Source organism: Mycobacterium lehmannii (assembly GCF_001499925.1).
Taxonomy (GTDB): domain Bacteria; phylum Actinomycetota; class Actinomycetes; order Mycobacteriales; family Mycobacteriaceae; genus Mycobacterium; species Mycobacterium lehmannii.
Window position 1 is genome coordinate 1 of the sequence record NZ_LQIR01000021.1, and the last position, 18,592, is coordinate 18,592.

Annotated in this window: 14 protein-coding genes and 1 tRNA gene; 6 read left to right on the top strand and 9 right to left on the bottom strand. The window is 67.8% G+C overall.

The annotated features are described in order from the left end of the window. Nucleotides 1-126 precede the first annotated feature (126 nt). From AU192_RS12480 to fdh, 4 genes are all read right to left on the bottom strand, one after another. Complete coding sequence (locus AU192_RS12480) at nucleotides 127-1,476, bottom strand: MFS transporter (protein ID WP_064396548.1); 1,350 nt, start codon at nucleotides 1,474-1,476, stop codon at nucleotides 127-129. Between the two features lie 101 nt (nucleotides 1,477-1,577). Further along, entirely contained in the window at nucleotides 1,578-2,534 is a 957-nt protein-coding gene (gene nrfD, locus AU192_RS12485; RefSeq protein WP_064396550.1) for an NrfD/PsrC family molybdoenzyme membrane anchor subunit, read from the bottom strand. Further along, nucleotides 2,534-3,424, bottom strand: coding sequence for a 4Fe-4S dicluster domain-containing protein (locus AU192_RS12490; protein WP_064396552.1), 891 nt, complete (start codon nucleotides 3,422-3,424; stop codon nucleotides 2,534-2,536). Before AU192_RS12490 ends, nrfD begins: the two co-directional genes overlap by 1 nt. After that, the gene (gene fdh / locus AU192_RS12495) at nucleotides 3,421-6,672 is read right to left on the bottom strand and encodes a formate dehydrogenase (protein ID WP_120275610.1); all 3,252 of its coding nucleotides are present in this window, start codon (nucleotides 6,670-6,672) and stop codon (nucleotides 3,421-3,423) included. Before fdh ends, AU192_RS12490 begins: the two co-directional genes overlap by 4 nt. 221 nt (nucleotides 6,673-6,893) lie before the next feature. Between fdh and AU192_RS12505 the strand changes: the two genes are divergently transcribed. The 3 genes from AU192_RS12505 to AU192_RS12515 all read left to right on the top strand — a co-directional run bounded on the left by AU192_RS12505 (nucleotide 6,894) and on the right by AU192_RS12515 (nucleotide 9,796). Beyond that, complete coding sequence (locus AU192_RS12505; protein WP_064396640.1) at nucleotides 6,894-7,739, top strand: glycoside hydrolase family 16 protein; 846 nt, start codon at nucleotides 6,894-6,896, stop codon at nucleotides 7,737-7,739. Then, nucleotides 7,733-9,250: a glycosyltransferase family 39 protein gene (locus tag AU192_RS12510; protein ID WP_064396642.1), complete on the top strand. Its 1,518-nt coding sequence runs from the start codon at nucleotides 7,733-7,735 to the stop codon at nucleotides 9,248-9,250. The genes AU192_RS12505 and AU192_RS12510 overlap by 7 nt, the downstream gene beginning before the upstream one ends. A gap of 75 nt (nucleotides 9,251-9,325) precedes the next feature. Next, nucleotides 9,326-9,796 carry a nuclear transport factor 2 family protein gene (locus AU192_RS12515; protein WP_064396558.1) on the top strand — a complete coding sequence of 157 codons (471 nt, stop codon included), beginning with the start codon at nucleotides 9,326-9,328 and terminating at the stop codon, nucleotides 9,794-9,796. A gap of 312 nt (nucleotides 9,797-10,108) precedes the next feature. Here the strand turns inward: AU192_RS12515 and AU192_RS12520 are convergent, their stop codons facing one another. Both AU192_RS12520 and selA read right to left on the bottom strand, forming a co-directional pair. After that, entirely contained in the window at nucleotides 10,109-11,818 is a 1,710-nt protein-coding gene (locus AU192_RS12520; RefSeq protein ID WP_064396560.1) for a selenocysteine-specific translation elongation factor, read from the bottom strand. Continuing rightward, entirely contained in the window at nucleotides 11,806-13,116 is a 1,311-nt protein-coding gene (gene selA, locus AU192_RS12525; protein WP_064396562.1) for an L-seryl-tRNA(Sec) selenium transferase, read from the bottom strand. Before selA ends, AU192_RS12520 begins: the two co-directional genes overlap by 13 nt. A 110-nt stretch (nucleotides 13,117-13,226) precedes the next feature. Here selA and AU192_RS12530 point away from each other — a divergent pair, with 110 nt between their 5' ends. Then, complete coding sequence (locus AU192_RS12530; protein WP_064396564.1) at nucleotides 13,227-13,748, top strand: DUF488 domain-containing protein; 522 nt, start codon at nucleotides 13,227-13,229, stop codon at nucleotides 13,746-13,748. 13 nt (nucleotides 13,749-13,761) lie between these two features. Here the strand turns inward: AU192_RS12530 and AU192_RS12535 are convergent. Continuing rightward, nucleotides 13,762-13,856: transfer RNA gene (locus tag AU192_RS12535), tRNA-Sec, on the bottom strand. A 51-nt stretch (nucleotides 13,857-13,907) separates the two neighbouring features. Here AU192_RS12535 and selD point away from each other — a divergent pair. Beyond that, nucleotides 13,908-14,915, top strand: a complete 1,008-nt coding sequence (selD, locus tag AU192_RS12540) for a selenide, water dikinase SelD (protein ID WP_064396644.1) — start codon at nucleotides 13,908-13,910, stop codon at nucleotides 14,913-14,915. Nucleotides 14,916-14,918: 3 nt separating this feature from the next. Here the strand turns inward: selD and AU192_RS12545 are convergent, their stop codons facing one another. Continuing rightward, a complete protein-coding gene (locus tag AU192_RS12545; RefSeq protein ID WP_064396566.1) occupies nucleotides 14,919-15,395 on the bottom strand; it encodes a DUF5994 family protein in 477 nt (158 codons plus the stop codon). A gap of 274 nt (nucleotides 15,396-15,669) precedes the next feature. Then, complete coding sequence (gene stpK7, locus AU192_RS12550; protein ID WP_064396568.1) at nucleotides 15,670-17,478, bottom strand: serine/threonine protein kinase StpK7; 1,809 nt, start codon at nucleotides 17,476-17,478, stop codon at nucleotides 15,670-15,672. A gap of 329 nt (nucleotides 17,479-17,807) precedes the next feature. On the opposite strand from stpK7, the gene AU192_RS12555 reads away from it, so the two are divergent. Beyond that, complete coding sequence (locus AU192_RS12555; protein ID WP_133148027.1) at nucleotides 17,808-18,395, top strand: Rv1733c family protein; 588 nt, start codon at nucleotides 17,808-17,810, stop codon at nucleotides 18,393-18,395. Nucleotides 18,396-18,592 lie beyond the last annotated feature (197 nt).

The window sequence follows — 18,592 nt, forward strand, 5'->3', positions numbered from 1 at the left end:
CTGCCCCGGACCCCTCGGCGAACACGCCCAATGGCGCTGGTACGAACCCTTCCAACCCCAACCACCACCCACCAACTAAACAGTCTGGTGCACAGGCGAATCCATACCAGGCTGCGAAAGCAGTGATCAGCGGACGAACGCCGCGCCGCGCTCGCGGTCCAGGAACGTCTCGGACTTGTTCTTCAACGCGAAGATGTACACGAGGAGCGAGATCGCGATGCATACGGTGACGTATCCGATGAACAGCGGCACCTGATCGCGTTCCTTGAGCGCCTGGTAGATCAACGGCGCCGTGCCGCCGAACATCGAGTTCGCCAACGCATATCCCACACCGACGCCGAGCGCCCGAACGTGCACCGGGAACAGCTCCGACTTCACCAGCGCGTTGATCGAGGTGTAGCCGGTGAGGATGATGTACCCAACCGCCACCAACAGGAAAGAGGTAAGCGGAGAACGGGTTTCGGGCAGGTAGGTGATGAGTATGTAGGTGTAGGCCAACCCGCCGAAGCCGAACCACAGCAGCAGCGGTTTGCGGCCGACCTTGTCGCTGATCATCCCGCCGACCGGTTGCAACAGCATCAGGAAGATCAGGCCGATCAGGTTGATCCACGTGCCCGTCATACCCTCGCCCTTGTAGGCGGTCTTCACGATCGCCGGGGCGTTGACGCTGTAGGTGTAGAACGCGACGGTGCCGCCCATGGTGATCAGGAAGCACAGCAGCAGCGGTTTCCAGTAGCGGGTGAACAGCTCGCGCATCGAGCCGGCGCCCTTGTCCTCGCCGGCCTTCGTCGCCTCGATGACGTCCTCGCTGAGCGACTCGTCCATGGTGCGGCGCAGCCAGAACACCACGACCGCCGCAACCCCGCCGATCGCGAAACCGATGCGCCAGCCGAAGTCGCGCAGCTGGTCTTCACTGAGGAACGCGTCGAGCACCAGCAGCGTGAACTGCGCCAGCACGTGCCCGCCCACGAGCGTGACGTACTGGAAGCTCGAGAAGAAGCCGCGACGTTCGCGGGTCGCGGCCTCGGACATGTACGTCGCCGACGTCCCGTACTCGCCTCCGGTCGCGAATCCCTGCACAAGGCGCGCGAGCACGAGGACGATCGGCGCGGCGACCCCGATCGTCGCCTGCGACGGCACCAGCGCGATGACCATCGAACAGAACGCCATCAGCGACACACTGACCGTCAGCGCGGCACGCCGGCCTCGCCGATCGGCGAACCGTCCGAAGAACCACGACCCGACGGGACGCATCACGAAGGTGACCGCGAAGATCGCGTAGACGTACACCGTCGAGTTTTTCTCGGACTCGTCGAAGAACTGCGCCTCGAAATACGAGGCGAACACCGTGTAGATGTAGACGTCGTACCACTCGACGAGGTTGCCCGACGAGCCGCGGATCGTGTTCCAGATCGCCCGCCTGGTCTCAGCGGGAGTCGACCGCGGCGGCTGCGCTTCGGTGGTCGGTACGGTCATGGACGGACACGGTATCCGACGGAGAATCCCGTCGGATGGATGTTGTTCATGGTCCTATGGGCGAGATTGCACTCAGGGTCGTGGTCGGTCGTGAACAGCCCTCAGTGCGATCTCGTGCGTAGGCGCTCGCGGGCATCCACCCGCTCCCGTTGCGGGACCACGACGTACTTCGGGTCGCGCGTCGACGCGACCCCGGCCTCGAACACCCCGAACCGCTGCAGCGCGCTGCCGACGAGCAGCGCCGCTCCCGACGCGACCATCGTCCCCCGGTTCCGTCCGAGCGCTGCGCCGACGGCTCCTCCCACGGTCAGCACCTCCGACAGCTGGCGCAACCGGTGCGGGCGCCCCGTGGTGTACGCCTCGCCTTCGACACCCATTCGCCGCTCCATCAGCCGCGACGCCCCCACCTCCATGCCCGCGCCCAGCACCGCCATGCGGCGTGCCGGACCGGTCTCGTCGTAGGGCGCCAACAACATGCCCAGACCGGCGCCGCTGGCCGCCGCCGAACCCGTGAACACGAACGGCAGATACGGGTGCGCCTCCCGCCACGCCGGAACCGCCGTCTGCGACAACAGGACTGCGGTGTAGGAAGCCACCCCCGACGCTGTTCCCGCCGCCCACAGCCCCGCCGGTCGCGCCGCCCGCTCGACTAAGCGGCCCAACGCAGTCTTGCGCAGTCGACGCGGCATCAGCTCGGCCACCGCGATCACGCCCGACCCCGGGCCGTACGCCGACAAGATCCAGGTGCCCATGCTCATCGGCGAGCTCGGCTTGGCCACCCGCAGCATGTGGTGGAACCGCTCCGGCCGCCCGAGGTCGGCGATCAGGAAGTACAGGCTCGCCAAAATGCTGACCAGCGAACCGATTCGGGTGACCTTGCGTAACTCGTTCCGCCCCGTCAGGTCCGCTCCCGCCGCGAGCATCGCCGCCCCCCCGGACAACCCGCCGCAGAACAGGTACGCCGCGATCCTCCAATCCCACACCGGAGTCTTGAGGATCTGCTTGCCGTAGTAGGAACGGAATTCGGCCTTCGGCACGGCGAGCTGCTCGCGGGCCATCAGCTGCGCCCTCCGAAGAACGAGGACACGGCGATGCCGATCATCGCCGACGCCGCCATGCCCGCGTACCGCCACATCGCACCCATGTCGCGTGTCGGCACCACAGGATCCGGCGGCAGCCCGTACACCTCCGGTTCGTCGAGCAGCAGGAAGAATGCGCCGTCACCGCCGACACCGTCGTTGGGATTCTCGCCGTACAGCCGCGCTTCGGTAACGCCCTGTTCGTGTAACTCGTTGACGCGCAAAGCGGCTCGGTCGCGCAGCTCGTCGAGCACACCGAACTGAATGGAGTCCGTCGGGCACGCCTTTGCGCAGGCGGGCTCGAGCCCGTCGCGCAAACGGTCGTAGCACAGCGTGCACTTCCAGGCTCGGCCGTCGCCCTCGCGCCGCTCGATCACCCCGTACGGGCAGCCCGACACGCAGTAACCGCACCCGTTGCAGATATCCTGCTGCACAACGACGGTCGCGAACTCGGTGCGAAACAGCGCGCCCGTCGGGCACACATCGAGACAGCCAGCGTGGGTGCAGTGCTTGCAGACGTCGCTGCTCATCAACCAACGGAAGTCCTGGCGGGTCTCGGCGCTCATCGTGTCGCCGGGGCGCTCGAAACCGGGGATCCCGAGGTCAACGCGTTCGCGTGAGGGTTGCTCGATGAACGCGACGTGCCGCCACGAATTTGCGCCTAGCTCGCCGGTGTTGTCGAACGACATGCCCAGCAGGTTGTAACCGCTGTCGGGTACCTCGTTCCACTCCTTGCACGCGACCTCGCACGCTTTGCAGCCGATGCACACCGAGGTATCGGTGAAAAAGCCCATCCGCGGCGGGTGTTCGTCGTAACCCGCGTCGGCGGCGACGTCGTCGAGAGGGCCGTAGAAGCTGTTGTGGCTCATGGCTGCTCCTCGGTGTGGTCTTCCGACGGCTCGGTGGTGTCCACGTTGGTACCGGTCTCGGGCGTGATGCGGGCACGCTCGCGGTACATCGCGATGTACTGCAGCAGCGCCGGACCCCGCGGCCGCCGCCCAGGCTGGATGTCACACGTCGCGACCTTGCTCTCCTGGATGAACACGTTCGGATCGGCCACCACCCCGAGCAGGTCGTTGACCACGTCGCCGTCGATCAAACCGACGCTGCCCCAGTGATAAGGCATCCACACCTGGTGCACGACCCGGTCCTCGACGCGCAACGGCCGCATCCGGTCGGTCACGAACACCCGCGCGTCAACCGCCGAGCGGCTGGTCACCACGTGCGCCCATTCCATATGCGTCAGACCGCGTTCGGCCGCCAAATCGGGTGACACCTCGACGAACAGACCGGGCTGCAGCTCGCTGAGATACGGCAACTGGCGGCTCATCCCGCCCGCCGTGTGGTGTTCGGTCAACCGTGCGGCGGTGAAGACGTACGGGAACACCTCTCCGTGCAACTCCGGCGGCGACGGATTCGACGGGTTGTCCGCTCGCCCGTACACCTTGCGCGCCGGGTTGCCCTGCTGCATGTAGAGGGCATTGGCCATCGGCGACTCGTGCGGTTCATAGTGCGTCGGCAGCGGCCCGTCGAGTACCCCGTTGGGCGCGAACAGCCATCCCTTGCCGTCGGCCTGCATGACGAACGCGTCGTCACCGCGCAGCGCCTCGACACCGACTGCATCCGAAGGTGGTTCGTAGTCGGGCGGTTTGGTCTTCTCGAAGTCCGGGACGTCGTAACCCGTCCACTCCCCCTTATCGGGGTCCCACCAGATGAGCTTCTTGCGCTCGCTCCACGGCCTGCCTTGCGGGTCGGCCGACGCGCGGTTGTAGAGCACGCGGCGGTTCATCGGCCACGCCCAACCCCATTGGGAGTCGTCGTGTGGCTCGCGTCGCGCTGCCTGGTTGATCTCGTCGGCGTACACGCCGCTGTAGATCCAGCAGCCGCATAGCGTGGAACCGTCGGCCTTCAGCGAGGTGTAGCCGTCGACGGCGCGATCCGTCGTCAGATCCACGCCGCTGATGCGCCGGAGCACGTCGTCGGCCGACGGCTCGTCACCGTCGAGCTTGTAGTCCCACGACAGGTCCAGCACCGGCCGGTCGCGCTCATCGGTTGAGCCGGCGAGCTTTTCGCGCAGAATCCGGCCCAGGTGGTAGAAGAACCACAGCTCGGAGCGGGCGTCGCCGGACGGTTCGACCGCTTGTTCGCGCCACTGCAGTTTGCGCTGCGTCTGGGTGAACGTGCCGGATTTCTCGACGTGCGAAGCCGCGGGAAACAGGAACACTTCGGTGCGGCAGGTCTTCGGGTCGATCTCACCGGTCTCGATCTCCGGCGCGTTCTGCCAGAATGTCGCGCTTTCGATTTCGACGAGGTCGCGCACCACCAGCCAGTCCAGGTTGGCCATGCCGAGTCGCTGCAATCGGCCGTGCGCAGACCCGACCGCGGGGTTCTGCCCCAGCAGGAAGTACCCGAACACGTTGCCGTCGACCATGTCCATCACCGTGCGGTAGGTGCCGTGATCACCGTTGATGCGGGGCAGATAGTCGAAGCAGAAGTCGTTGTCTGCGGTGGCGTTTTCGCCCCAATACTCCTTGAGCAGCGACACCATGTAGGTATCGGCGTTGTGCCAGAAGCCTTTCTGGTGGTCCCCGCGGATGTCGTCGACGTACTGCGAGAGCGTCTCCTGGCCGGCGTGCGGCATCGCGAGGTAGCCGGGCAGCAGGTTGAACAGCGTCGGCACGTCGGTCGAGCCCTGGATGCTGGCGTGCCCGCGGAGTGCGAACACTCCCCCGCCGGGGCGGCCGATGTTGCCCAACAGCAGTTGGATGATCGACCCGGCGCGGATGAATTGCGCTCCCAGCGTGTGCTGGGTCCACCCGACGCTGTACACCAGCGCGGCGGTGCGTTCGCGGCCGGAGTTCTCGGCCCACGCCCGCGCGACGTCGAGGAAATCCTCTGCGGGCACACCGCAGACTCGCTCCACCATCTCCGGGGTGTAGCGGGCGTAATGGCGTTTGAGGATCTGGAAGACGCAGCGCGGGTGCTGCAGCGTCGGATCGCTGGGGATCCGGTGCGCGGTGTCGTCGATGGGTGCGCCGCCGGACCCCTGCTGGTCCGGCGCGGCCTGCTCCTTGGCCCCGGACCCGCCGCCTTCGCGATCGGTGCGCTGGTACTGCCACGTCGACGGGTCGTAGGACGCGGATTCGTCGTCGTAGCCGGAGAACAAACCGTTGAGGTCCTCGGCGTCCTGGAACCGCTCGTCGACGAGGAACGAGGCGTTGGTGTAGGCGGTGACGTACTCGCGGAAGTCGAGGTCGTTGCTCAGGATGTAATTGATGACGCCGCCGAGGAAGGCGATGTCACTGCCCGCCCGCAGCGTGAGGTGCCGGTCGGCCAGCGCGCTGGTGCGGGTGAACCGCGGGTCGATGTGCACGACCTTGGCGCCGCGCAATTTGGCCTCGACCACCCACTGGAACCCGACCGGATGGGCTTCGGCCATGTTCGAACCCATGATCACGATGAAGTCCGAGTTGGCGAGGTCCTGCTGGTAGTCCGTCGCCCCGCCGCGACCGAAGGAGGCTCCCAGACCGGGAACCGTGGCGCTGTGTCAAATACGCGCCTGGTTCTCGATCTGTAGCGCTCCTAAGGCGGTGAACAGCTTTTTGATCAGGTAGTTCTCTTCGTTGTCCAGCGTCGCGCCGCCGAGGCTCGCGATGCCCATGGTCCGGCGCAGCGTGTTGCGGTCGGCGTCGAACTGCTGCCAACCCTTGTTGCGCGCGTCGAGCACCCGGTCGGCGACCATGTCCATCGCCGTGTCGAGGTCGATCTCCTGCCACTCGGTGGCGTACGGCGGGCGGTAGCGAACCTTGGTCAGCCGCTGCGGACCTGTGACGAGCTGCTTGCTCGCAGATCCCTTGGGGCACAGGCGGCCTCGCGAAACCGGGCTGTCGGGGTTGCCCTCGATCTGGATGACCTTCTCGTCCTTGACGTAGACCTTCTGCGCGCAACCCACCGCGCAGTACGGGCATACGGAGTGCGCGACCCGGTCGGCTTCGACGGTGCGCGGGGTCAACTCGATCGAGCGCTTCGACTGGGCGGCGTGGCCGCGCCCCAACGGGTCCTGACCCGTGAGCTGCCGGTACACCGGCCACGACTGGAACAACCCCTTGATGTCCACCGCGCCTCCTTCAGGCCTCGAAGGCTCCTTACCCGACGTTGCCCCCATCAAACCGCGTGCGGGCTGCGGTTGCTACAACCGGGCGTATCTCGGCGTTGCGCCTAGTCACACGGGGTGCGGCGCGGGCGGGCGCCGTCGTCGGATGACTGCTGTGGGCGCCACGGTGGTCGGAACCCGACCCGATCATGGTTTGCACCCTCTATGGTGCTGCTGTGGCCGAAATCGACCGTCGCACCCTGATGATGATGACCGGAGCCGCCGCCGTGGGCGCGGCCGCAATCCAATCGCCGCTGGCCAACGCCTCGCCGGTCCGGCCGTCCCCGCCGTCGCAACCACCACCGGACGCGGCGGCCGGAACCTACCTCTTCCACGACGAATTCGACGGTCCGGCCGGATCGGCGCCCGACCGGTCGAAGTGGATCATCCAGAGCTGGGACGACCCGGTGAACCCGCCGATCGCGGGCCACTACCGCGACGACCGCCGCAACGTGTTCATCGACGGCAACTCCAACCTCGTGCTGTGCGCCACCCAGGAAGGCGACCAGTACTTCAGCGGCAAGGTGCTCAGCCACTTCCGCGGCCAGATCGGCACCACCTGGGAAGCGCGGATCAAATTGGACTGCATGCACCCGGGTCTCTGGCCCGCCTACTGGTTGCTGAACCAGGACCCGCTGCCGGACGGCGAGGTAGACGTTTTGGAGTACTACGGCAACGGCGACTGGCCGCCCGGGACCACCGTGCACGCCGCGTCCAACGGCCGGACCTGGAAGGGGAAGTCCATTCCCGGGCTGGTCGATCCCGCCTGGCACAACTGGCGGGTGCACTGGGGCGAGGAGGGGTTCAGCTTCTGGCGTGACTACGTCGACGGCGCCGAGCCGTACTTCACCGTGAACAACAACCCGATCCCGGTCCACGGCCGGCCTGGCGACCTGCGGTGGCCGTTCGGCATCCCCGGTTACTGGCTGCAGGCCATCTTCAACCTCGCGGTCGGCGGTTCGGGCGGCGGGGATCCGCGTCGGGCGCCCTACCCGTCGGCCATGCTCATCGACTGGATCCGCGTCTGGTAGACGTCGCCGCCCGCGGTCGGCTGGCGTGGCTGGAACCGCTTTTCGTCGGCATTCTCGGTGCCGCGGTGAGCCTCGCGGGCGCCGGACGACCGTCGTTCTGGTACGACGAAGCCGCGACGATCTCGGCGTCCTACAGCCGGTCGCTGTCTGCGCTGTGGCAGATGCTCGGCGACGTCGACGCCGTACACGGCCTGTACTACGTGCTGATGCACGGCTGGTTCACCATCGTGCCGCCGACGGAGTTCTGGTCTCGGGTGCCCGGTGGTCTGGCCGTCGGGGCCGCCGCGGCCGGTGTGGTGGTGCTGGGTCGGCAGCTGTCGTCGCGGGCGGTCGGGCTCACGGCCGGCGTCATGTGCGCGATCCTGCCCCGGGCGACGTGGGCGGGTATCGAGGCGCGCCCGTATGCGCTGACGATGATGTTCGCGGTCTGGCTGGCTGTCGTGCTGGTGTGGACCGCCGGACGCGAATCCCGTTGGATCTGGGGGGTTTACGGCGGCCTGCTGGCGGTGTCGATCCTGTTCGACGTCTACCTGGCGCTGCTTGTCCTCGCGCACGCGGTGTTCGTGCTGGCGTTTCGGCGGCGCAGGGCGGTGGTGCTGCCGTTTGCGATCACATCGGGTGTGAGCGTCGCGGTGATGGCGCCGTTCGTCGCGGTGGTCGCCGGGCAGGCCCAGCAGATCAGCTGGATCACGCCGATCGGTTCGCGCACGTTCGAAGATGTTGCCGTACAACAGTATTTCGACCGCAACCCGTATTTCGCGGCGCTGGCCGCGGTCGTGGTACTCGTGGCGATCGGGGTGTGGGTCTTCGCGAGGCGCCCGAGTGTCGGCGAGCGGGAAGCCGTCGTGTTGGCCGCCGCCTGGTTGGTGATCCCGACGGGGTTGATCGTTGCGTACTCGGCGGTGCGCGAACCGCTCTACACCCCCCGATATCTGTGCTTCACCGCACCGGCCATGGCGCTGCTGCTGGGCGTCTGCATCATGGCGGTGGCGCGCTCCGCGTGGGTGGCGGCGGCGGTCGTGGTGGTGTTCGCGTTGGTCGCGGCGCCCACTTTCATTGCCGTGCAACGTGGTCCGTACGCCAAGTACCACATGGACTACAGCCCGGTGGCCGACCTGATCTCCGTGGAGGCCGCTGCAGGTGACTGCTTGCTGGTCAACGATACCGTCACCTTCCATCCGGCGCCGATGCGACCGTTGATGGCCGCGCGCCCCGACGCCTACGCCGGCCTGGTCGACGTCAGCCTGTGGCAGCGCGCTGCCGACCGCCGCCACGTGTTCGACACCAACCTGATCCCCGAGGCCTCGGTCGGACCGCTCGAGCACTGCGGCGTCGTGTGGATCATCACGCAGGCCGATCCCGACGCCCCCGAACACGAAGAGGGGGTGGCGATTCCACCCGGTCCCCTTTTCGGTGGGACGCGGGCGTTCGCGGTCAGCCACGACATGGGTTTCCGACTGGTCGAGCGTTGGCAGTTCAGTTTGGCGCAGGTGATCAAGGCGGAACGCTAGCCGCGCGTCGGAATGTTGACGCCGAGCGTACGGTTTGTAGGTGAACCCGCTTCAGGACACGGAGAAGGACACGCGATGAGCACGCCGCCGCTGGTACCGCCGTTCACCCACGACACCGCTGTCGCGAAAATTCGTGCCGCTGAGGATAACTGGAACACCCGTGATCCCGAGCGCGTCGCGAAGGGGTACACACCGGACAGCCGGTGGCGCAACCGGTCGACCTTTCTTCATGGCCGCGAGGAAATCATCGAGTTTCTGACCGGCAAATGGGAGCAGGAACTCGAGTATCGACTCATCAAAGAGCTGTGGGCGTACGGCGATGACCGTATCGCCGTGCGGTTCGCCTACGAGTACCACGACGCCGAGGGCAGGTGGTTCCGGGCGTACGGCAACGAGAACTGGGAGTTCGCCGCCGACGGGCTGATGAAGACGCGCCATGCCAGCATCAACGATGTCGCGATCACCGACGAGCAACGGTTGTTCCACTGGGACCGCTCCGGCCCGCGCCCGACGGAGCATCCGGGCCTGAGCGAACTGGGGTTGTGACGGAACGAGCGCTCCGTCAGGTACGAAACGTGTGGACGACCGCGTAAGTCAGCAGTCACAGTCGCCCTCAGCAGCGTCGAGCAGGGAGCCCCTCGACGCCGCCTGGGCTCCGGCAGACAGCCCTCGACGCTGCCCGGCTATCAGCGAATTATTCGCTTGGAGCGAATAATTCGCTCTGAGGCGGGCACTTGCGATGCGGAACCCACCAGAAACCAGTGAGGCTGGTAGAGCCAGTGAGGCTGGTGGAGCAGACGAGGCTGAATCTAATGAGGCTGCCGAGCTAATGAGGCTGAAGCTAAGGAGGCTGCCGAGCTAATGAGGCTTGGGCGTTGAGCGCTCCCGCGGAAGAAGCGTTCGGGTGCCGTCGGCACCCCGGCATGTGACCTTTCGAGCGTCGAGGAGTTCGAGCAGCGGCACCGCGACCCGCCGCGTGGTGTTCAGCGCGCGCTTGGCTTCGGCGACGGTGAACGGTTGCGGCAGCGTCGCGAGGATCTCGGCGGCACGGTCAGCGGCATCGAAGCCGAGGACGACGCCTTCGGCGATCCTGGTGAGCCGTCCGGCGCGTACCGCAGCCGCGAGTTCCCGCGGACCCAGGTTCAGGTCGGCGAGTTCGTCGGCCTCCGGTGCGTGAAACGGCTCAGCTGCCAACCACTCCTCGACCGTTCGCACCGCCTTGTCGACGCGTGCGGGCAACTCCGCGTCGGGGCGTCGCACCACGCCGTCGGTCACCTGAAGTCCGGTGCCCTCCAACAGCGCGAGCAGGAGTTCGGAGGCGGGCACACCGGCCTGCTGTCGTAGGGCTTCCAGCGGCATCCCCGCCGCGACGTCGTGCCCGGCGGTCCAGTCGTTGAGCGCCGCGGTCATCTGGTGGCGACGCTGGGCCCACCAGTCATCGTCGACCATCCACTCCCCGATGTGGGTGCCGTCGGCGTCGAAACCCATGGCGCGCAAATCGGTTATGCGCGCGCACGGTGGCGGACGCACACGCCCGGTGGCCAGCTCCTCACCGCGCTCGCGTGCCGCACCGCGACGCCGCAGCGCGGGCGGCCGCACGTCGAGCACCTCGACGCCCGCGGCGATACGGTGCTCGCCGGGGTCACGCAGCAAGCCGATGTCACCGACCCGCAGCGGAAGCGGACGCGTCAGCCGAAGCCGCGCGCCCGCCGCGCCGAGCGGACGCACGTGCACCGGCACCGCGGCCGACCCGACGTGGAGCACGAGCTGCCGATGCAGTTCACCGGATTCCCTTAACAGAACGTCGATTTCGGCGGTGTCCACCCACGCACCCGGCGTGCGGATGGTGTCGCCGCGGCCGATGTACCTGCGGTCGACACCGCGCACATTCACTGCGACCCGCGCGATCGCGCCGACCTCCCGCCGGTCCCGGCCGAGCGACTGCAGGCCGCGGATCGTCAACCGTCGTCCCGCGTGCTCAAGCTCGTCGCCGACGCGCAAGGTGCCCGCCGCCAGCGTTCCCGTCACCACCGTGCCCGCGCCGCGGACGGTGAACGACCGGTCCACCCACAGCCGCACGTCGGCGTCGCGATCGGGCGCAGGCAGCGCGTCGACAAGCGAAATGACCGCGCTGCGAACGGCTTCCAGATCCGTGCCGAGCACCACCGGAACGTCGGGCAGTCGCTCGCGACTCTGTCCGATCGCGTGCGCGGGGTCGGCGAGGTCGGCCTTGCTGATCACCACGAGCAGATGCCGAACGCCGAGCGCGCGCAGCGCGTCGAGGTGCTCGTCGGACTGCGGCATCCAGCCCTCCGTCGCGGCGACGACGAACACGATCGCAGGCACGGGGCCGACGCCGGCGAGCATGTTCGCGACGAACCGTTCGTGGCCCGGCACGTCGACGAATGCGACCTCGCGCCCGTCGAGAGTGGTCCACGCGAAGCCGAGATCGACGGTCAGGCCGCGACGCTGCTCCTCGGCGAGCCGGTCCGGCCACATGCCGGTGAGGCGTTCGACGAGCGTGGACTTGCCGTGGTCGACGTGGCCCGCGGTCGCTACGACGTACACGCCAGCACCGCCTGGGCGAGCAGGCCGTCGTCCTCGGGGGCCACCGTGCGCAGGTCCAGCAGGCACCGACCGCCCTCCAGCCGTCCGACGATCGCGGGTGTGCCGGTGCGCAGCGGCGCGGCGTAGGACTCCGGCAGGCTGACCGCGGCGCTCGGCAGCGCGACGTCGGGTGCGCCGCCTCCGCCGACCGCGGCGGTGCAGTCGACGGCCTCGGCTCCCGGGAGCTGGGCGGCCAGGTTCTGCGCGCGAGCCCGCAGGTCGGAGACGTCGGCGTCGAGCGCCTGCACGACCGGCGGCGGCGGGCCGACCAGTGTGGCTTCCAGCGCGGCCAGGGTCAGCTTGTCGACGCGCAGCGCCCGCGCGGCCGGATGGTGGCGCAGCCGCTCGATGAGCTCCGCCGAGGTGAACAGCAGGCCCGCCTGGGGCCCGCCGAGCAGCTTGTCCCCGCTGGCGGTGACGACGTCGGCGCCGTCGCGCAGCATCGTGGTCGCGTCGGGCTCGTCGGGCAGCAGCGGGTGCGGGGTGAGCAGCCCCGAGCCGATGTCGGCGACCAGCGGAACGACCTTCTTCCCGTCGCTTCGCTCGCCCCGGACGAGTTCGGCGAGCTCGGGCACGCCGACAGTCGAGGTGAAGCCCGTGACCGAGTAGTTCGACGGGTGCACCTTGAGGATGAAACCGGTGTCGGGGCCGAGCACGTCGGCGTAGTCGCGCAGGTGGGTGCGGTTGGTGGTGCCGACCTCGCGGATGCGAGAACCGGTCGACTCCATCAGTTCGGGCAGGCGGAAACCGTCGCCGATCTCGATCAGCTCACCGCGGCTGACGATGATCTCCTTGCCGGGTGCCAGCGTCATCGCGGTGAGCAGCAGCGCGGCGGCGTTGTTGTTGACCACGTGCACGCCGCCGGCGGTCGGGACCGCTCGGGCCAACGCGGCGAGCGCGCCACGACCGCGCCGGGCCCGGCGTCCGGTTTCGAGGTCGAACTCCACGTCGGTGGCGCCGCTTGCGGTGACAACCGCGTCGACCGCGGCTCCCGACAGTGGCGCCCGACCCAGGTTGGTGTGCACGACGACCCCGGTGGCGTTGATGACCGGGCGCAGGGTGGCCGCGCTCGTCGGCAGCGATGCGACCGCGTCGTCAGCAACCCGCTCCGGCTCGATCTCACCGGCCCGCGCACGCTGTTGCGACTGTCCCACAACGGTTTTCACCAGTGTCCGGCCCAGTACCCGCGATGCCTCGACCAGGCGTGGATCGGCGAGCAGCGCATCGGTGCGCGGCACCCGTCGTCGCGGATCCGTCACCGGGCCACCCCCTGCGATTTGTGCACCTAGGGGCGCCCAGCGCAACAAAACGTGCACAAATCGCATGAGGCCATCATGGCGCAACGGCGTCGATCGGGTACACCGGTGGTGTGTTGACGTCGGTGGGCCATGGTGCGCTCGATAAGTCGGAGCTCGCGAAGCTGCTGTGCGAAGCCGAGGTCGAGGCGCTCATCGACATCCGCCGCTATCCGAACAGCAGGCACAATCCCGACGTGGCGATGGCCGCGATCACCGAGTGGGCCGACGAGGCGGGGCTGAGCTACCGCTGGGAGCAGCGACTGGGCGGACGCAGAAGCCTGTCCTCGGGGTCCGAGCCCGAGGATCCGTGGTGGCGCGTCAAGCAGTTCGCGGCCTATGCCGCGTACACGCGCACCGAGGAGTTCGACGCCGCCATGGGCGAGCTCGTGGAGCAGTCGCAGCGACAGCACACCGCGATGATGTGCAGCGAGTCGGTGTGGTGGCGGTGCCACCGCCGGATCGTCGCCGACGTCGCGATGTTGCGGTACTCGGTGCCGGTCATGCACCTCATGCACGACGGTCGGCTTGTGCCGCACGAGCCGTCGGACGGAGCGCGGATCCGCGATGACGGCCTGGTGGTGTGGGACGGGTGATCACCGGAAAGGGTGGCGGAGGCGGACGGGAATCGAACCCGCCAGCGACAGGATCTGCCGCTCAGCGATTTTGAAGACCGCGCCGGTCACCAGACCGGATACGCCTCCCTGACCCACCGCCCGATCATGCCAGGCAGCATGGAGGCTGTGACGGAGCAGATGACCTACCGACTGACTCAGTACGCCCACGGTGGCGGATGCGCGTGCAAGATCCCGCCCGGTGAGCTCGAGGACGTGGTCCGGGGGCTGACCGGCGCGGCGCCGCGCGATCCGGTCGGCGAGCTGCTGGTGGGCCTCGATGACGGTGACGACGCGGCGGCGGTGCGCATCGACGTCGGTTTTTCAGACAACGGGTTGGCGCTGATCGCGACGACGGACTTCTTCACCCCGGTGGTCGACGACCCGTACGACTGGGGCCGCATCGCGGCAACCAACGCGCTGTCGGATGTGTACGCGATGGGCGGACGGCCGGTCGTCGCGGTGAATCTGTTGGGCTGGCCGCGCGAGGTGCTGCCGTTCGAGTTGGTCAGCGAGGTGTTGCGCGGCGGCCTGGACGTGTGCGGGGCTGCGGGCTGCCACTTGGCCGGTGGGCACAGCGTCGACGACCCGGAACCAAAGTACGGGTTGGCCGTCACCGGCGTGGCCGATCCGAATCGGTTGCTGCGCAACGATGCAGGCAAACCGGGTGTGCCCCTGTCGTTGACCAAGCCGCTCGGCGTCGGGGTACTCAACAGTCGGCACAAGAACACCGGAGAGACGTTCCCGGAGGCGATCGCGGTGATGACCACGCTGAACGCCGATGCCGCGCGGGTCGCCGTCGATGTGGGCGTCGAATGCGCTACCGACATTACGGGTTTCGGGCTACTCGGACACCTGCACAAACTCGCGCGCGCCAGCGGTGTCACCGCGGTGATCGACAGCGCGGCGGTGCCTTATATCGACGGTGCGCGAGAGGCGTTGGCGCAGGGCTTTGTCAGCGGCGGAACTCGGCGCAACCTGGAATGGGTGGCGCCGCACGTCGATCTGACCGCGGTCGACGAAGACGAGTCGCTGTTGCTGGCCGATGCGCAGACCTCAGGTGGGCTGCTGATCGCCGGCGAGATTCCGGGCGCACCCGTGATCGGCGAACTGGTACCGCGTGGCGAGCACACGATCGTCGTGCGCTGAAAGTTATGCCCTGGCCGTCCAGGCCACGCTGTCGGACTGGGCAGCCCGGATGACCGTGTCGGCGGCGTCGCTCCACTGCTCGCATTCCGGAGTGCCGTCGTTCGATTTGCCGACCGCGCAACGCATGACCATCGCACCGAGCGCGGGTGTCGTCATATGCGGTATCACAAGCAGTTTCACCGACGCCGAGCGTCCGGCGACAACCATCAGTCGATGCGGACGGCGCGGGCCGGGATTCTTGGTCCTGGTGCTCGACAGGATCGAGTTGTAGTCCAGCGTGCCCTCGGTGGCCGCCCAGTTGACCCGGATGTCGATGATCTCACCCAGCGTCTTGTGCAGGGTTTCGATCAGCTCGGGCAGTTCACCGGCTACCGAGCCGGTGTGGGGCCACCAGGCACCGTCGATGTCGGAGCCGAGTTGTGGTGCGAGCACGAGGCGGACGGGTCGGGCGAGCCGCCGCGTCCCCGTGAGGCCGTTCATGCGGAGGGTGTGGACGGACCGCGTTCAGGGCGGTCGGAGAACACCGGATTGGTCACGGGTTCGTTGGAGTGGTCTTCGCTCGAGACGTACTCGGGCTGCTGAGGGTGTGAAAACAGGTCGTTCGACTGCATGTAGCAAGTCCTTCGTTACGTTCCGCTGCGGCCGATGCCGAAAGTGGCGCGCGGTGTCAAAGCGCAGTTCCATCGCGTGGAAAAGATGGCTGCTAACCGGAGACGGCTGCCTTCAGGTTACACCCGTACCCAGAAGCGTGTGATCAACGGGTCGCGCCATTGATCTGCGGCGTGGAGATCATGCCCTTCTCCACGCCCCACATCAGGGCGATGGTGCGGTACTCGCCGGTGGAGATCAGATGCGCCAACGCCTGGCGCAGCGACTCGGCCAGCCCGGACCCCTTGGCCACGGGCCAGCCGTACGGCGCGGAGTTGAAAACGTCCCCTGCGGCCTCCAGCGCACCGCCCGAGGTCTTGATCGCGAACCCCGCGACCGGCGAATCCGTGGCCATCACGTCGACCTCGCCGTTGACCAGCGCCTTGGTGAGGTCGTCCTGCGTCACGTAGACCACTTCGTCGATCGGCGCCGATCCGGCGGCCACACACTCCTTGCTCTTCGCCGGGATCTCCTCGGTCTGCTGAAGCGTCGCGTACGCCACGCCGATACGCAGCCCGCACGCGTCGGCCGGGGTGAACCCGGACCCGGTCCGCTGCGCCCACATTGTGCCCGCCTGGAAGTAGGTGACGAAGTCGACGGACTCCTCGCGCTCCTTCGTGTCGGTGACCGATGACATGCCGACGTTGAAGTCACCGGCGCGCACGGACGGCAGAATCGCCTCGAACGCGGTTTCGCGGTATTCGGGAACCAGGCCCAGCGTTCGGGCGATCGCGTTCATCAGGTCGACGTCGAAGCCGACAATCTGACCGTCGGCATCTTTGAATTCGTTTGGCGCATAAGGGGTGTTGACACCGATGACGAGCTTGCCCGTCGACCGGATCTCCTCGGGCACCGTCGCCGCGATCGATGCCACCGCGCCTTCAGCGGCGGGCGGCGGCGCCGTCGTCTCTTCGACGCTGGCCGGTCTAGCGCTGCCGTCCTGGCCGCCGCGCCACTGCAATACGCCGAACGTGCCCAGCGCCGCGACCAGCATGACCGACGCGGCCACGGCCAGCGCCCGGCGTGGCACCCGCCTGACGCGTGCCGTTGCCGGTGCCCGTCGGGCCTGGTGCCTGCCGCTGCCAGCGGTGCGCACCGGTGCGGTGAGGGCACGGCGCGCGGCGTCGGCCAGGTCGCCGGCCTTCTGGTACCGCTTGGCAGGCGTCTTGGCCATACCTTTGGCGATGACCTCGTCGAAGGCCGCCAATCGCGGATCGACCGCCGACGGCTTCGGCACGTCCTTGCTCATGTGACCGGCGATCTGCTGCTCGAGGCTGTCGGCGGGATAGGGACGCACGCCGGTCAGGCACTCGTAGAGCACGCAGGCCAGTGCGTAGATGTCGGCGGTCTGGTCGACGGGTTTGCCCTCGAAGCGTTCGGGGGCCATGTACGCCATCGTCCCTAGCGTGCTGCCCGCGGTGGTCAGGCCTTTCTCGCCCGCGCTGCGGGCCAGGCCGAAGTCGATGAGGTACACGAATTGGCGTTCGGTGACCAGAATGTTCGACGGCTTGATGTCGCGGTGGATCAGGCCGCGGGCGTGGGCGGCGTCGAGGGCCGTCGCCACCTGTTCGGCGATCCTGACCGCGAGCGTGGTGTCCAGCGGGCGTTTACCGGCGTCGCTGAGGATGGCGCCGAGGTTGCGGCCCTCGATGAGGCGCATATCGAGGTAGAGGCGGCCGTCGATCTCGCCGAACCCGTGAATGGGCACGACGTGCGGGTCGTTGAGCCCGGCGGCGGCCTGCGACTCGCGCCGGAAGCGCTGTTGGAAGATCTCGTCGGCGGCCATGCTGGGCGGCAACACCTTCAGCGCGACGATGCGGTCGGTCTTGGTGTCGTAGGCGCGATAGACCTCGCCCATACCGCCGCGGCCGATCAATTCCTGCAGCTGGTAGTGCCCGAAAGGTATCGCGTCCACCGTCTCTATTAACCCCTCGACAGCGGCCAACCCCGCATCGTGTGTCGATTGAAGTTACATCATGTTTGCCAGAATCTCTGAATATTCTCCGCCGTTCGTGGGCGGCAGCCTCGGGCCTGCCGTGGTGGTGCTTGTGCCGGGGTTTTCGGGGCGGGTGGGACAGGTTGCTGTCGGCGACGAATGCGGCCGGTCGTTCGCGGTCGCGAGCGTGCGCAAAGTGCTGATTTTTCGCGGCGTTTCGAGTGCCGACGCGCACGGTCGCGGAGGGGGTGAAACGAGGTTTGGATGGGCGGTCTCGGTCAATTCCTCGGATGACCGAGGGAGGCGCCATGCAGACGGTCCAGCGCGGGTGGTGGCACTGGCGGATGATCCACGCGCTCGGTCGAAATCCGCTGGTGCGGATGAGCGATCGCGTCGAGACCCTCGTGATGGCGATGGCGGTGACGGCCTCGCTGATCGCAATACCGGTCGCCGGGGCGATGGCGACGGCCATCCACGAGGAACGTGGCCGCGCGTATGTGGCAGAAGCCCAGCACCGCTACCCGGTCACCGCGACCGTCACCGCCACGAGCGCGACGCTTCGAGGCACCGATGTCTCCGTCGTACAGGCGAATTGGCGATTTGCGGGCGTTCAGCACACCGAGCGTTTCCGATGGGACAGGCCCGTCAAAGCCGGGCAGACCATCGACATCTCGGTCCATCCGGACGGCCGTCGCGCGCAGCCGCTGGATCCGTGGTGGCGAGCCGGGGTCGACGCGGCGGTCGCGGCGATGTCGTTCTGGCTCGCGGTGACGGCGGTGGCGGCGATGTTCGTCGTCGGCGTCCGGCCGTGCCTGCGTCGGGTGCGGTATGCGGCGTGGGACCGCGAGATCGCCAGCCTCGCCGACGACGGCGGCACGGCGAACCGTCGCTCCTGACGAGTGGTGACTCGCGCACCAGGCGGCCACTCAAGCACCAGGCGGCCACTCAACCCCCGCGAGCGACCGCTCTTGTACGGCCAAACGCGGCGTGCCGGCGCACAAACACGGTCACTCGCGGTGCTTTGAGGTGGGCTCTCGCGGGGCTAGAGGTGGGCTCTCGCGGTGTTTAGAGGTTTGAGCTCCGCCGACGGTGG

Excerpts from the sequence above, each read along its gene's own strand:
- selD (WP_064396644.1), top strand. The coding sequence starts at position 13,908 with ATGACCTACCGACTGACTCAGTACGCCCACGGTGGCGGATGCGCGTGC.
- AU192_RS12490 (WP_064396552.1), bottom strand. The coding sequence starts at position 3,424 with ATGAGCCACAACAGCTTCTACGGCCCTCTCGACGACGTCGCCGCCGAC.
- AU192_RS12515 (WP_064396558.1), top strand. The coding sequence starts at position 9,326 with ATGAGCACGCCGCCGCTGGTACCGCCGTTCACCCACGACACCGCTGTC.
- AU192_RS12480 (WP_064396548.1), bottom strand. The coding sequence starts at position 1,476 with ATGACCGTACCGACCACCGAAGCGCAGCCGCCGCGGTCGACTCCCGCT.
- AU192_RS12545 (WP_064396566.1), bottom strand. The coding sequence starts at position 15,395 with ATGAACGGCCTCACGGGGACGCGGCGGCTCGCCCGACCCGTCCGCCTC.
- nrfD (WP_064396550.1), bottom strand. The coding sequence starts at position 2,534 with ATGGCCCGCGAGCAGCTCGCCGTGCCGAAGGCCGAATTCCGTTCCTAC.
- AU192_RS12555 (WP_133148027.1), top strand. The coding sequence starts at position 17,808 with ATGCAGACGGTCCAGCGCGGGTGGTGGCACTGGCGGATGATCCACGCG.